We start from the raw sequence: 14209 nt of genomic DNA, 5'->3' as shown, positions 1-14209 counted from the left end.
ACCCGTCTCGTGGTCGCGACGTAGGCTCGGCCCATGCACGCAGTCGTAGCCCGTGAGGCGGGCGGCCCCGAGGTCCTGCAGTACACCCAGCTCCCCGACCCGGCGCCGGGACCAGGGCAGCTCCTGGTCCGCGTCGCCGCGGCAGGCGTGAACTTCATCGACACCTATCGCCGCTCGGGCGTGTACCCGATGCAGTACCCGCACACGGTGGGCGCCGAGGGCGCGGGCACCGTGGAGGCGGTGGGCGAGGGCGCGACCGGCTTCGCCGTCGGCGACCGCGTGGCCTGGCACGACGGGCCGGGCTCCTACGCGGAGCTCGTCGCCGTGGACGCCGCCGGCGTCGTGCACGTGCCCGACGGGCTCGACCTGACCACCGCCGCCGCGCTGCCGCTGCAGGGCATCACCGCGCACTACCTGGTGCGGTCCACGTTCGAGGTGCAGCCCGGGCACGACGTGCTGCTGCACGCCGGCGCGGGCGGCGTCGGGCTGCTGGCCACCCAGCTCGCCGTGGCGCGCGGCGGGCGCGTGATCACCACGGTCTCCACCCCGGAGAAGGCGGCACTGTCCGCCGCGGCCGGCGCCGCGCACACCATCGACTACGCAGCGCTGGACGACATCACCACCGAGCTGCCCGCCCTGGTGCGCGAGCTCACCGACGGCCAGGGCGTGCACGTCGTGTACGACGGCGTGGGCCGCACCACCTTCGAGGCCTCGCTCGCCTCGCTGCGCCCGCGCGGCATGCTCGTCCTGTTCGGCGGCGCGTCGGGCCAGGTCCCGCCGTTCGACCCGCAGCGGCTCAACAAGGGCGGCTCGCTGTTCCTGACCCGGCCCACCATCGCGCACTACACGCTCACGCGCGGCGAGATCGAGTGGCGCACCTCGGAGGTGCTCTCGTCCGCGGCATCGGGTGACCTCGACGTCCGCATCGGGGCCACCTACCCGCTGGCCGACGCCGCCGAAGCACACCAGGCGCTGGAGTCCCGGGCCACGACGGGCAAGGTGCTGCTGGTCCCCTGAGCTCGCCAGAGTCGTCGGCAGTTGGCATCGAGATCGGCACAGGCCTGGACCGATCTCAATGCCAACTGCCGAGTTTGCCGGGCAAACTGCCGACGCTGCCCCGCCGTCGGCCGCGACAGCCAGCCGTCAGATCGGTTTAACGTTGGACCTTTTTCGCCCTCGCCGCCGCTCAGGTCTTTACAGCGATCCGCGCGGTGGCGACAATTCACCCGACCGGTTCGTTCCAGCTCGGAGGTTCAACGTGGTACTTCCCCGCTTCTCCCGTGCCCTGGCCACGGGGATCGCCGTCGCCGCACTGGCGCTCGGCACCCTCACCACCAGCTCCGCCGTCGCGGCACCCGCGGACGACGCGCCCGCCGGCGACGTCTCCGTCCAGACGACGGTGCGGCCGAGCCTCGTGCTCGACCGCGACTTCCCCGACCCCGACGTGTCCAAGTTCGGGAACACCTACTACGCCTACGCCACCAACCAGGGCAAGAACCTGCCCTGGGCCAGCGCGCCCGACCCGGACGGCCCGTGGACCTTCCAGTCCACCGACGCCCTGCCGACGCTCGGGGCCTGGGCCAAGACCGGCCGGACCTGGGCGCCCGACGTCTCCCAGCGTGCCGACGGCAAGTACCTGCTCTACTACACGGCCTGGCACAACGCGTCCGGGCGCCAGTGCATCGGCGCCGCGCTGGCCGACTCCCCCGGCGGCCCGTTCGCCCCGGTCGGCAGCGAGCCGCTCATCTGCCCGCTGGGCGACGGGGGCGCCATCGACGCGTCCAGCTTCGTGGACAGCGACGGCACCCGGTACATCCTGTGGAAGAACGACGGCAACGCCATCGGCGCCACCACCTGGATCCACGTGCAGCGCGTGGCCTCGGACGGCATCACGTTCCAGGGCGGCGCCGCCCAGGTGCTACGCAACGACCGGGCCGACGAGGCCGGCATCATCGAGGCACCCGTGGTGACCAAGGTGGACGGCAAGTACGTGCTGTTCTACTCGGCCGGCCCGTACAGCACCAACTCGTACGGCACCAACTACGCCGTCGCCAGCTCCATCACCGGGCCGTACACCAAGGCCTTCCGGTTCCTCATGACCACCGACTCGCTCGACGGCGCCGTGGCCGGCCCCGGCGGCGCGGACGTGCTGCGCGACTCCGGCGGCGACAAGCTGATCTTCCACGGCCACCGGGACGCGGGCGGCCGCGGCATGTACGTGGCCGACCTCGGCTGGGCCGGCTCCAACCCCGTGGTGCGCGGCAGCCGGGTGCGCTACGAGGCCGAGCGCGGCACCCTGAACAACTGCTCGGTGCGCGAGAACGCGGCCGGCGCCTCGGACGGCAAGGTCGCCGCGTACATCGACCACGCGGACAGCTCGGTCGACATCGGCGCGATCTACGTGCCGACGTCCGGCAGCTACACCCTGCACGTGGGCTACGCCAACGGCTCGGCAGAGACGGCGTCGCACACGGTGACCGTCAACGGGACCTCCGCCGGGTCGATCAGCTACCCGATCACCGGCTGGGACAACTGGCAGCAGGTCAGCAAGGACATCACGCTGCAGGCCGGCTGGAACACCATCCGCCTGGGCAAGGGGACGGCGTTCACGGAGCTCGACTACATCGAGGTCGCGTAGCCGCCCCGCCCCAGCGAGTCGACAGCCCAGCGATCACGCCCGAACCGCAACCGTTCCGGCGCAATCGCTGGGCTGCGGCGTGCGCGGGGCACGATCGCCGGGCCATGGCGCACATCAGGGCCAGTACCGCGGCCCGCCGTGATGTATCTTGATATCAAGATACTCGACGGCGAGGAGTTGTGATGGCCGACTGGAACCCCGGCGCATACCTGCAGTACACGGACGAGCGGTCCCGGCCGTTCACGGAGCTGGTCGCCCGTGTGCCGGGGTCACCGACCACGATCGTGGACCTGGGCTGCGGCCCGGGCCATCTCACCCCGGTGCTCCGTGCCCGGTGGCCCGAGGCGCACGTGACCGGCGTGGACGCCTCCCCCGCCATGATCGAGCGCGCCCGGGAGGCGGACCCGGGCACCGAGTACGTGCTGGCCGACCTCAGCACGGACGAGCACCGGGCCGACCTCGTGATCAGCAACGCGGCGCTCCAGTGGGTGCCGGGACACCGCGACCTGCTGACGACGCTCGCCGACCGCGCCGCGCAGACCTTCGCGTTCCAGGTGCCGGGCAACCACGACGCGCCGAGCCACCGGCTGCTGCGGGAGGTCGCGGCGCGCGCGCCGTACGCCGACGTCGTCGGGCCGGTGGAACGGCGGGCCACCGCCGACCCGGGCGAGTACCTGGAGATCCTGGCCCGGCCGGGCTGGTCGGTGGACGCGTGGGAGACCACGTACACCCACGTGCTGCACGGGCCGGACCCGGTGCTGCGCTGGATCTCGGCGACCGGAGCCCAGCCCACGCTCCAGGCACTGGAGGCGAAGGACCCGGCCCTGCGCGCCCGGTTCGAGGAGGAGTTCGGGGCAGCCCTGCGCGCGGCCTACCCCGAGCACGCGCACGGGACGCCGCTGGCGTTCCGCCGGGTGTTCGTGGTGGCCACGCGGGTCTGAACCGGTACGGCGCCGAGCGCCGGTGCCAGGCCCGGCGTCAGCCCTGCCGGGTGACGCGGGCCTCGAGCCCGGCCAGCTCGGTGTCGACGTACTCCCGGGTGCGCTTCCCCACCAGACCGCCGACCAGCCACGCCAGCGAGCCGGTCTGCGTGATGGCGAGCGTCACCCTGGAGCGACCGTCCGGCAGCGGCTCGACCAGGTGCTCCGCCTGCGTGGTCACACCTGGCGCCTCGGTGATCCACGCGAAGTGCCGCGGCGGGTCCCACTCGTCCATCAGCCAGACCGCGAGCGGCAGCTCCGGCTGCTCGATCCGCACCTGGGTGCCGACGTCGGGCGGGTTGGGCCCGTCGATGATCTCGACCGACCGCATGGACGACGTCCAGTCGGGCATGTGCTCGACGTCGGACAGGACCGCCCACACCTCCTCGGGTGTCGCGTCGATCTCGGCGGAGGTGCTGTAGTTCGGCATCGGTGCTCCTGTCCTCGGGTCGGCGCCGTCGGCGGCGTCACCCCTAGTCTCGGCCTACAGAGGTGGCGTCGGCCAGGCGGGGCGGGTCAGGCCCTGCTCGAAGAAGAGGTACTCGTGCACCGACGAGATCTCGAAGGCCCGCAGCATCCGTTCCCGCTGGTCCGGGGAGACCCAGCGGGCGGCGGCGTCCGCCAGGGCGCGAGCCTGCCGGGTCGCTACCTGGAAGCCCTCGTCGCCGTAGGTGCCGATCCAGGCCGCGTAGGGGTGGCCGGCGAGGCCGCCGGGGCGACGTCCGGCCAGCTCCACGAGCACACCGCCGACATGGGCGTAGAGCCAGTAGCAGGGCAGCAGCGCTGCGATGGTCTCCGCGTAGCTGCCCGACGCCGCGGCATGCAGGTGACCGGTGTAGGCCGCGGTCACGGGTGAGGCCTCGACGGCGGCGACGTCGGCCGCGGCGAGCCCGGCGTGGGCGCCCAGCCAGTCGCGGTGCAGCGCCGTCTCGACCTCCAGCGCCGAGACCGACGACCGCGCGAGAAAGCCCTGTGCGGCCGGGTCTGGCGCACTCTGCGCGGCCCGTGCCAGGACGCGCGAGTACTCGCGCAGGTAGGCGGCGTCCTGGGCGAGGTAGAACGCGAACGCCTCGGCGGGCAGCGAGCCGTCCGCGAGCGCCACGACGAACGGCATCCGGTCGACGGCGTCGCGCCAGCCCGCGATGCGGTCCCAGGCCTCCTCCGTGAAGGGGCGGACGGCGTCGTCGTCCGGCGTGGTGCGGGTCTCGGCACGGGCAACGACGGGTGTCTCCGCGGAGACGGGTACGACAGAGGTCACGATGGACATCCCTTCGCCAGCATGATCTGGATCAGGTTCGACGGGTGTGGTCTCAGCCCTGGCAGGGCACCCCGTGTCACGTGCCGCCGAGGCTACCGGATGGAAGACGTGCCGGTCGTAGGCTGCCACCATGACAGACCGCCCCATCCGCATCGGAGTCCAGCTCCAGCCCCAGCACGCCGACTACTCGCAGCTTCGGGACGCGGTGCTCCGCGCCGAGGACGCCGGCGTCGACATCTTGTTCAACTGGGATCATTTCTTCCCGCTCAGCGGCGACCCCGACGGCAAGCACTTCGAGTGCTGGACCATGCTCGGCGCGTGGGCCGAGCAGACCGAGCGGGTGGAGATCGGCGCGCTGGTGTCGGGCATCGGCTACCGCAACCCCGACCTGCTGGCGGACATGGCGCGCACGGTCGACCACATCTCGGGCGGGCGGCTGATCCTGGGCCTGGGTGCCGGCTGGTTCGAGAAGGACTACGACCAGTTCGGCTACGAGTTCGGCACGGCTGGTTCCCGGATCGCGAGCCTGGCCGACGCCGTGCCGCGCATCAAGGCCCGGCTGGCGGCCGGCAACCCGGCGCCCACCCGCGAGATCCCGATCCTGATCGGCGGTGGCGGGGTGCGCAAGACGCTGCGGATCGTGGCCGAGCACGCCGACATCTGGCACGCGTTCGGCGACGTGCCCACGCTGACCGGCAAGTCGGCGATCCTCGACGAGCACGGCGCCGCCGTCGGGCGGGACACCGCGAACCTGGTGGAGCGCTCGGTGCAGGCGCAGGGTTCGCCCGAGGAGACGGGCGAGGCCCTGGTGGCGGCGGGGGCCACGCTGTTCACCGTGGGGGTGACGGGGCCGGACTACGACCTGTCGACCGCGGAGCGCTGGATCGCCTGGCGCGACTCCCACGGCTGAGACTCGGCCGGCACGGCGACGGTGCCGGGGTCGGCGGCACGCTCGCCGTCGACCTCGGCACCGGCAGCAGGCACGGCGAGGCCCTGGCCGAGCCGCAACGCGCTGTTGACCAGGCCCAGGTGGCTGAACGCCTGGGGCGTGTTGCCGAGGTGGCGCCCGGTGCGCACGTCGTACTCCTCGCTGAGCAGCCCCACGTCGTTGCGCAGCGTGAGCAGCCGCTCGAACAGGGCGACGGCCTCCTCGACGCGGCCGATGCCGTGCAGCGCGTCCACGAGCCAGAAGTTGCACACCAGGAACGTCGCCTCGGCGCCCGGCAGGCCGTCCACCTGGTCGTCGGCCGCGTTGTGGTAACGACGCAGGAGCCCGTCCTGGCCGAGCTCGCGCTGCACGGCATCGACCGTGCCGACCACGCGGGGGTCGTCCCAGGGCAGGAACCCCACCTGCCCGATGAGCAGCAGCGCGGCGTCGAGCCCGTCGGAGCCGTAGAACTGGGTGAACGTGTTGCGCTCGACGTCGAACCCGTTGGTGCAGACGTCCTCGTGGATGCGGTCCCGGACGGCGCGCCAGCGGTCCACGGGCTCGTCGACCAGGCCGTACTTCTCGACGGCGCGCACCGCCCGGTCGAACCCGGCCCAGGCCATGACGCGCGAGTGCACGAACGCCCGGCGCGGGCCGCGCACCTCCCACAGCCCGTTGTCGAGGTCGGCCCAGTGCTCCTCGAGGTGCTCCAGCAGCGCGCGCTGCAGGCGCCACGCCTCCCGGTCCTGCTCCAGCCCGGCCTCCCGGGCCTGGTGCAGGGCGTCCAGCGTCTCGCCCCACACGTCGATCTGGAGCTGGTTCGCCGCCCCGTTGCCGATCCGGACCGGCGCGGAGCCCTCGAAGCCGGGCAACCAGTCGATCGTGTACTCCGGCAGCCGACGCCGCCCGTCGAGCCCGTACATGATCTGCAGGTCGGCGGGGTCGCCGGCGACGGCGCGCAGCAGCCATGCCCGCCAGTCCCGGGCCTCGTCGATGAAACCCGTGCCGATCAGGGCCTGCAGGGTGAGCCCGGCGTCGCGCAGCCAGCAGTACCGGTAGTCCCAGTTGCGCTCGCCCCCGATCTCCTCGGGCAGCGACGTCGTGGCCGCCGCCGCTATGGCACCCGTCGGCGCGTAGGTCAGCGCCTTCAGCGTGATCAGCGACCGGTGCACGGCGTCGGACCACGGGCCGGTGTAGGTGCACCCGCCGACCCAGGACCGCCAGAAGTCCTCCGTGTCGGCGAGCGCCGCGTACGGGTCCACCGGGTCCTTCGTGGCCAGGTGCGACGCGTGATAGTTCAGGACGAACGGCACCCGCTCCCCCGGCCCCACGGTGAACTCCGCGCGCAGCACCGAACCCTCGTTCGCGCCCGCGTGCTCCAGCGGCACCGGCGAGTCGATCCGCACCGAGTCCGGGCCGGCGACGGCGCGCAGCGCGTCCCGGTCCCAGGTGATCCACGGCACGATGTCGCCGTAGTCGAACCGGAGCCGGAGCTCCGTGGTCATCGGCACGTGCCCGCTGATGCCTTCGACGATCCGGACCAGGTCTGCCTCCTCGCCGCGCGGCGGCATGAGGTCGAGCACCCGCACCCGGCCCTCGGGCAGGTCCCACTCCGTCTCCAGGATCAGCGTGTCGCCCCGGTAGCGCCGGCTCGTGCACGCGCCGCCCGACGTCGGGCCGAGCCGCCACGACCCGTGCCGCTCGTCGCCGAGCAGCGCGGCGAAGCAGGCCGGGGAGTCGAACCTCGGCAGGCACATCCAGTCGATCGAACCGTCCCGGCCGACCAGAGCCGCGGTCTGGAGATCTCCGACCAACCCGTAATCCTCGATTCGGCGCGTCACCGTCAAAGACTAGGTTCGCCGCGACCCGGACACCATGGATCGACGTGTCAGACGTACAGGCCGATCGGGTGACCCGTACGTCCGACACGTCAGGCAGCACTCAGAACGACGAGGCGTCCGCCGCGTACACCCACCGGTGACCCGGGTACTCGCCGAGCGACCACAGGTAGTCCCGCGTCGGGTCGTAGGACAGGTCCTCGGCACCCACGGTCAGCGCGTCACCGTGCCGCACGATCGCGCCCGACGGCGCGACGAACGTGTGCAGGTCACCGTCCGAGTTCGGGTTCGAGAAGTCGTCGCCGTCGCTCTGCGAGAAGAAGAACTCGCCGTTGATCGCCGTCGAGCCCTGCACGCTCTCCAGGTCCGTGCGGTACGCCTCGGTCGCCTTGATGACGCCGTCCGCGGCCGGCTTCAGGTACCGGTTCGTGTAGTCGATCGGCACGCGGATGGTCCGCACCTGGGCGCCCGCCGCGAGGTCGTCCTTGCTGCGGTACTCGCTGACGACCACCGAGTCCGGCGAGCTGCTGCGGTCCAGCGACACCGACGAATGCTGCAGCTGCGCGTAACCACCCGCCGTCGAGTCCGTGAACCTGGCCGTCTGGGGCAGCACGTACTTGTAGTCGAACGCGTGGTACGAGCCGTCGGACTGCCGCCCGATCTTCGACGCGCTGCCCGTCGAGACCTGCCACAGGTGGTCCAGGTCGAACACCCGGAAGCCGCCGCCCGTGTCCGCCACGTACAGCAGGTTGCCGTACCACATGATGCCGCCCGCGTGGATGTCGATCGGCTTGAACGACGGCGTGGCCGTGGTGCCGCTCGGCTCCACCAGCAGCAGGTGCCGGTACGGCGGGGCCGAGGCGCTCGCCGACAGGTTCGACACGCTGATGCGGACGCCCTTGTCGATGCCGTCCTCGGCGTGGTCGTACCAGCTCACCAGGTTGATGCGCTTGCCCTCGTAGGTACCCGCGGCGAACGCGTCCGAGCTGGTGGTGATGCCCTGCGGGTACCAGGCGCTCGTGTCCTGGTCGCCGTCGTTCCAGCAGTAGTACGCCGTGCGGTGCGTGACCGAGGGGGCGCTGCCGCAGCTCGGGGTGCGGTTGCCGTCGTCGGCCACGGTACTCATGGACACGTTCGGTAGAGCGGAATCGAGGGCGCCGATCAGGGACGACGACGTCTCGGACAGGGTGTAGCGGAAGTTGCTCGCGGTGAGCGGCGTGGCGGCGGCCGCGAGGGACGACCCCTGTTCGCCGGAGGCCTGGCTCGCGGTGGCCTGGCTCGCGGTGGCCTGGCTCGCGGACACGAGCAGAGCGACCACCCCCAGACTCGCTACGACAAGTGCGGAACGACGACGGCGCATGGTGGTCTCCTTGCTCGAAGGGACTTTCGCCCGCCCACCGTAGGGACCGGCCGCCCGCGGATGCGAGCAAAAAGCGGCTTCGACCGCGATGACAGCGTTGACAGTCGGATGCCCGGGTCATACGTTCCGTGCGGCGGATGTTTTGTCCGGTGTGGCGCACGGGGTGCCATGCCGCGTACTCGATCAGCGACGACTCGAGCAGCGAAGCAGGTGGACCGATGGAGTTCCGAGACCTTGCACGTACCGTGATCACGCTCGTCACCGCGGCCGGGATAGCGGCCGGTGGGGCGGTTGGCGCGAGCGCGGCAGCGCCCGCCGAGCCCGTGGCTGCCGGACCGATGATCGCCGAAGTGGCGGACGGCGGACCCTCGGACGGCGAGGCGGCCGCCGTTCCGCCTGGGCCGGACGCCGACACGTGGTCGACGTCGTGGACGCAGTCGCAGCAGCGCAGCTCCGGGCTGAGCCCGGAGACGTTCCAGAACCGCTCGGTGCGGGTCGTGACCCGGCTGACGCAGGGCGGATCGGCGCTGCGGGTGCGACTGCAGAACCAGTTCGGCACCGCACCCCTGGTGGTGAACGCCACCACGGCCGGCTTGAGCGCAGGTGGTGCGGCGGTTCGCCCCGAGAGCCTGCGCGAGGTCACTTTCGGCGGTTCGGCCTCCGTGTCGGTGCCCGCCGGCGGCGAGATCTGGAGCGACCCGGTGCAGCTCGCCACCGGCGCCATGGACGATCTGGCCGTGAGCTTCTACCTCGCGAACCCGACCCGCATGATGCTGCACGACCTGGCCGGCCGCACCAACTACTTCTCGGCCGTGGACGGCGGGAACACGACCGCCGACACCTCGGGCGGCGCCTTCCCCGACACGCACGGCTGGACCTACCTGGTCAGCGCGGTGGACGTGCTGGGTCCCGACGGCGCCGGCACGGTGGTCGCCTATGGCAGCTCGGTGGTCGACGGCGTGGGGGCGGACAACTGCGGCGCGGGCTGCCCACCGCCGGCCGTCTTCCAGCGCTGGACCGACACGCTCGCGCAGCGCGTCGTGGACGAGCTACCCGTCGACCGGCAGTTCGCCGTCGTCAACGAGGGGATCGCCGGGACCACGGCGGCGCCCGCGTGCGGGGGCGGGGGGCTGGACGGCGTCTCGCGCCTGGACCGCGACGTGCTCGCGCTGCACGACGTGCGGGCCGTCATCTACTACTACGGCACCAACGACCTCGCGAACAACTGCGCCGCGGAGACCATCCTCGCCGCCTACCGGGACACGTTCGCCCGGCTGCGCGCGGCCGGGATCAAGGTCTACGTCACGCCGATCACGCCCCGGCCCGGTTACACGGCCGAACAGAACGCGCGCCGCGCGGTCGTGAACGAGTTCGTCCGCGCCGGGGGCAACTGCTCGGGGACGTGCGACGGCGTCTTCGACTTCGACGCCGTGCTGCGCGACCCGGCGAACCCGAACTCCATCTACCCGCCGTACGACACCGGCGACGGGGTCCACGCGAACATCGCGGGACAGACGGCGATCGCCAGGTCAGTGCCGCTCGGTCGGCTCTGGCGGGGCGTGCTGGCGGTGCGCTGACGAGGCGGGCCCGATGGTCGCAGGCCCGATGGTCCCCGGCCCGGGTCGCGTCCCGCCGATCTCCTTTGAGGCCTAAGTTTCTTCGCTTTGAGCAGGCTCAAAGCGAAGAAACTTAGGCCTCGAAGGAGAAGGTGCGTCCCGGGTCGGGCCGGGACTGCAGCCAGTGAGCGGCGACTTCAGCGGCCCGTGAGGGCTCCCGTCAGGGGGTCGGTGCTGCCCGCCGGCAGCACGCGGAGCCGACGCGCCGTCCGCTGCGTGCCCTCAGCCGCGACCTGCGCCGCGCGCTCCTTGAGCGAGGCCGGGGTGTCGTGCGTGACGCGCAGGAACCAGCCCGAGCACTCGTCGAGCTCGCCGGCCGCGATCGCGTTCACGACGTCGGTGACGCGCTCGACCGGGGTCCACTCCGTGCGGTTCTCGTGCAGGGTCATACCCGTCGACATGTCGGTCTTCACGACCCCGGGCGCCAGCTCGAAGACACGGATCCCGTGGCGGAAGCCCTCGTCGTGCAGGTTGGCACCCATCCGCACCAGGGCGGTCTTGCTCGCGTTGTACGCCGAGCTGCCGCCGGACATCTCGTGCGAGCTCGCGCCCGAGGCCAGGTCGACGACCCGGCCCCCGCCGCGCGCGATCATGCCGGGCACCGTGCTGCGGCTGAACAGGAAGGGCGCGCGCACGTTGGTCTCGAAGACCGACCACCACTCGTCGGGGTCGGCCTCCCACAGCGGGTGCTCGGACTCGATGGCGCCTGCGTTGTTGACCAGCAGGTCGATCGACCCGAGCGCTTCCTCGGCCTGCCCGACGGCGGCACGCACCGCCGCCGGGTCGGACACGTCCGCGCTGAGCACCACGACCGCCGCGGCCCCGGCCGACCGGGCCTCGGCGGCCACGGCCTCGAGCCGCGCCGCGTCCCGCGCGAGCAGGGCGATGCCCAACCCCGCCTGCGCGAGACCCAGCGCGATCTCGCGCCCGATGCCGCGCGAGGCGCCCGTGACGAGCGCCGTACGCGCGGGCGGCACGGCGGCGGACACCTTCGCAGAGGTGTCCGCCGCCGTGGCGCCCGCCGCGGACGCGTCAGCCACGGAGCACCGCGCCGACCTTCTCCGACGCCGACTCCACGACGGCGTCGCGCACCGCGCGGACCTCCTGGGCCGACAGCGTGCGGTCCGCGGCGCGCAGGCGCAGCGAGTACGCGAGGGACTTCTTGCCCTCGCCCACCTGCTCCCCCGTGAAGACGTCGAACAGGGCGACGTCCTCCAGCAGCTCCCCGGCACCGGCCACGATCGCCGAGCGCACCGCTTCGGCCGGCACGTCACCATCGACCACGAAGGCGAAGTCCTCCTTGGCCGCGGGGAACGCCGACACGGGCGTGGCGCTGACTGGCTCGCCGGAGGCCGCGCCGACCAGGACGGTCAGGTCGACCTCGAACGCCGCCGCGCGGGCGGGCAGGCCCAGTGCCTCGACGACCTTGGGGTGCAGCTCGCCGGCGTGGCCGACGAGCGTGCCGTCCGCGAGCTCGAGACGCGCGCAGCGCCCCGGGTGCCACGGCATGCGGTCGGTGTCGGCGGTGACGACCAACCCGACACCGGCGCGCTCGGCCACGAGGCGGGCCGCCGCGAGGGCGTCCGCCCAGCCGGCGGCGCGGCCCGCGCCCCACCAGCCCGCGAGCTCCCGCTTGCCGGTCAGCACACCGGCGACCCGGCGCGGCTGGTCCGGGACCGCCGCCGCGAGCGCGGCGAGCTGCTCGTCGGTGGGGCGCACGCCTCCGGGCAGCGCGGGCGCCGCGGGCGCACCCGGCACCGGGCGGGTGACGAGCCCGATCTCGTAGACCGCGAGGTCGGTGAGCCCGCGCGACACGTTGCGCCGCACGGTGTCGAGCAGCGTGACCAGCAGGTTGGTCCGCATCAGCGGCTTGTCGTCGGCCATCGGGTTGACGAGGCGGAGCGCGTTGCGGCGCTCGTCGTCGGCGGGCAGACCGAGGGCGTCGTACTCCGGCATGCCCACGAACGGGTAGCTGAGCGTCTCGACGAAGCCCGCCTCGGCCAGGGCGCGCGCGACGGAGCGCCGCGTGCGCTGCTCGGCCGTGAGCCCGCGTCCGCCCGAGGCTGCCGGGAGAACCGACGGGATCTGGTCGTAGCCCAGGATGCGCACGACCTCCTCGACCAGGTCGGCCGGTTCGGTCAGGTCGGGCCGCCAGGACGGCGCGGTGACGGCGAGCACGCCGTCACCGGACGCCTCGACCGTGGCGCCGATCTCCTCGAGTGTGCTGCGCACCTGCTCGGGGGTGTACTCGACGCCCGAGAGCCGCGTCGGCTCGGTGACCTTGAGCGAGATGGGCCGGCGGCTGGTCTCGGCCGTGTGGTCGAGGTCGCTCACCGCGGCGTCGGCGGTGCCGCCGCCGAGCTCGACGAGCAGGTCGACCACGCGCTGGGCCGCGACCGCGGGCAGCAGGGGGTCGACGCCCCGCTCGAAGCGCTTGGCGGCCTCGCTGGAGAGCTTGTGCCGGCGGGACGTGCGCGCGACAGTGATCTGGTCGAAGTGCGCAGCCTCCACCAGCACGTCCGTCGTGGTGTCGCTGACCTCGGACGACGCCCCACCCATGACCCCGGCCAGGCCGAGCACGCGGCTGCCGGGTCCTGCGGGCGAGTCGGTGATCAGCAGGTCCTCGGTGTTCAGGGCACGGTCGACGTCGTCGAGCGTCGTGAGGCGCTCGCCCGCCGCGGCCCGGCGCACCACGATCGGCGCCGCGACCTTGGCCAGGTCGTACGCGTGGAGCGGCTGCCCGAGGTCGAGCATCACGTAGTTCGTGATGTCGACCGCCAGCGAGATGGACCGCATGCCGGAGCCCTCGAGGCGGTGCTTCATCCAGGCCGGCGTGGGCGCGGCCGGGTCGATGCCGCGCACGATCCGAGTCACGAACCGGTCGCAGCCCGGCACGCCGTTGATCGGCGCGTCGTCCTGCACCTGCACCTCGAAGCCGTCCGGTGTGGCCGCCGGCTCGGCGCCGGTGGCCAGGCCGTGGTCGGTGAACTTGGCGCCCGTGGAGTGGGCGTACTCGCGCGCCACGCCGCGGTAGCTGAACGCGTACCCACGGTCGGGGGTCACGTTGATCTCCAGGATCTCCTCCCCGAGGCCGAGGAGTGCGATCGCGTCCTGGCCGGGGGTGAGGTCCTCGGCGGCGAACCCGTGGCGGGTCAGCACCAGGATGCCGTCGTGGTCGTCGCCGATCCCGAGCTCGCGGACCGAGCAGATCATGCCGTCGGACACGTGCCCGTAGGTCTTGCGAGCAGCGATGGGGAACGGACCGGGCAGGACCGTGCCGGGCAGCGAGACCGCGACGAGGTCGCCGACGCCGAAGTTGTGCGCGCCGCAGACGATGCCGCGCGCGCCCTGCTCGTCGTTGTGCTCCGGGCCCACGTCGACCCGGCACCAGTTGATGGTCTTGCCGTTCTTCTGCGGCTCGGGTGTCATCTCGAGCACGCGGCCCACCACGAGGGGGCCGGTGACGGCGGCCGGATGGATCGCCTCCTCCTCCAGGCCCACCTTCACGAGGTCGGCCGCGAGCTGCTCGGCGGTCAGGTCGGCGGGCAGCTCGACGTGGTCGGCGAGCCAGTCCTTAACGATGAGAGGCAC

At 72.5% G+C, this 14209-nt stretch carries 11 protein-coding genes and 1 riboswitch; of the genes, 5 read left to right on the top strand and 6 right to left on the bottom strand.

Annotated elements, in window-relative coordinates; all coding sequences use genetic code 11:
• Positions 1–33 precede the first annotated feature (33 nt).
• From ACH47X_RS03545 to ACH47X_RS03535, 3 genes are all read left to right on the top strand, one after another.
• Complete coding sequence (locus tag ACH47X_RS03545; RefSeq protein ID WP_397401423.1) at positions 34–1017, top strand: quinone oxidoreductase family protein; 984 nt, start codon at positions 34–36, stop codon at positions 1015–1017.
• 241 nt (positions 1018–1258) lie between these two features.
• Positions 1259–2638 carry a family 43 glycosylhydrolase gene (locus ACH47X_RS03540; protein ID WP_397401421.1) on the top strand — a complete coding sequence of 460 codons (1380 nt, stop codon included), beginning with the start codon at positions 1259–1261 and terminating at the stop codon, positions 2636–2638.
• A gap of 182 nt (positions 2639–2820) precedes the next feature.
• Positions 2821–3579, top strand: coding sequence for a methyltransferase domain-containing protein (locus tag ACH47X_RS03535; protein WP_397401419.1), 759 nt, complete (start codon positions 2821–2823; stop codon positions 3577–3579).
• Between the two features lie 37 nt (positions 3580–3616).
• On the opposite strand, the gene ACH47X_RS03530 is transcribed toward ACH47X_RS03535, so the two are convergent.
• The gene (locus ACH47X_RS03530) at positions 3617–4048 is read right to left on the bottom strand and encodes an SRPBCC family protein (RefSeq protein ID WP_036963658.1); all 432 of its coding nucleotides are present in this window, start codon (positions 4046–4048) and stop codon (positions 3617–3619) included.
• A gap of 54 nt (positions 4049–4102) precedes the next feature.
• Positions 4103–4876, bottom strand: a complete 774-nt coding sequence (locus tag ACH47X_RS03525) for a TenA family protein (RefSeq protein WP_397401417.1) — start codon at positions 4874–4876, stop codon at positions 4103–4105.
• Positions 4868–4960: riboswitch (TPP riboswitch) on the bottom strand. (Overlaps the previous gene by 9 nt.)
• 46 nt (positions 4961–5006) lie before the next feature.
• On the opposite strand from ACH47X_RS03525, the gene ACH47X_RS03520 reads away from it, so the two are divergent.
• Complete coding sequence (locus tag ACH47X_RS03520; protein ID WP_397401415.1) at positions 5007–5786, top strand: LLM class F420-dependent oxidoreductase; 780 nt, start codon at positions 5007–5009, stop codon at positions 5784–5786.
• On the opposite strand, the gene ACH47X_RS03515 is transcribed toward ACH47X_RS03520, so the two are convergent.
• Positions 5732–7645 carry a glycoside hydrolase family 15 protein gene (locus ACH47X_RS03515; RefSeq protein ID WP_397401413.1) on the bottom strand — a complete coding sequence of 638 codons (1914 nt, stop codon included), beginning with the start codon at positions 7643–7645 and terminating at the stop codon, positions 5732–5734. The genes ACH47X_RS03520 and ACH47X_RS03515 overlap by 55 nt on opposite strands.
• A gap of 100 nt (positions 7646–7745) precedes the next feature.
• Positions 7746–9002, bottom strand: a complete 1257-nt coding sequence (locus tag ACH47X_RS03510; RefSeq protein WP_397401411.1) for a hypothetical protein — start codon at positions 9000–9002, stop codon at positions 7746–7748.
• Positions 9003–9220: 218 nt separating this feature from the next.
• Here ACH47X_RS03510 and ACH47X_RS03505 point away from each other — a divergent pair, with 218 nt between their 5' ends.
• The gene (locus tag ACH47X_RS03505) at positions 9221–10579 is read left to right on the top strand and encodes a GDSL-type esterase/lipase family protein (protein WP_397401409.1); all 1359 of its coding nucleotides are present in this window, start codon (positions 9221–9223) and stop codon (positions 10577–10579) included.
• A gap of 176 nt (positions 10580–10755) precedes the next feature.
• Here the strand turns inward: ACH47X_RS03505 and ACH47X_RS03500 are convergent, their stop codons facing one another.
• Both ACH47X_RS03500 and pheT read right to left on the bottom strand, forming a co-directional pair.
• Positions 10756–11658 (bottom strand): SDR family NAD(P)-dependent oxidoreductase, encoded by a 903-nt coding sequence (locus ACH47X_RS03500; protein WP_397401407.1) that lies wholly within the window; start codon positions 11656–11658, stop codon positions 10756–10758.
• Complete coding sequence (gene pheT / locus ACH47X_RS03495; RefSeq protein ID WP_397401405.1) at positions 11651–14209, bottom strand: phenylalanine--tRNA ligase subunit beta; 2559 nt, start codon at positions 14207–14209, stop codon at positions 11651–11653. Before pheT ends, ACH47X_RS03500 begins: the two co-directional genes overlap by 8 nt.

This window comes from Promicromonospora kroppenstedtii, assembly GCF_044389675.1.
GTDB lineage: Bacteria > Actinomycetota > Actinomycetes > Actinomycetales > Cellulomonadaceae > Promicromonospora > Promicromonospora kroppenstedtii.
The sequence above is the reverse complement of the archived record's forward strand: the minus strand, read 5'-3'. Positions and strand labels throughout refer to the sequence as shown.

Coding starts and splice junctions, on each gene's coding strand:
- ACH47X_RS03545 (WP_397401423.1), top strand. CDS start 34: ATGCACGCAGTCGTAGCCCGTGAGGCGGGCGGCCCCGAGGTCCTGCAG.
- ACH47X_RS03505 (WP_397401409.1), top strand. CDS start 9,221: ATGGAGTTCCGAGACCTTGCACGTACCGTGATCACGCTCGTCACCGCG.
- ACH47X_RS03510 (WP_397401411.1), bottom strand. CDS start 9,002: ATGCGCCGTCGTCGTTCCGCACTTGTCGTAGCGAGTCTGGGGGTGGTC.
- ACH47X_RS03520 (WP_397401415.1), top strand. CDS start 5,007: ATGACAGACCGCCCCATCCGCATCGGAGTCCAGCTCCAGCCCCAGCAC.
- ACH47X_RS03530 (WP_036963658.1), bottom strand. CDS start 4,048: ATGCCGAACTACAGCACCTCCGCCGAGATCGACGCGACACCCGAGGAG.
- ACH47X_RS03535 (WP_397401419.1), top strand. CDS start 2,821: ATGGCCGACTGGAACCCCGGCGCATACCTGCAGTACACGGACGAGCGG.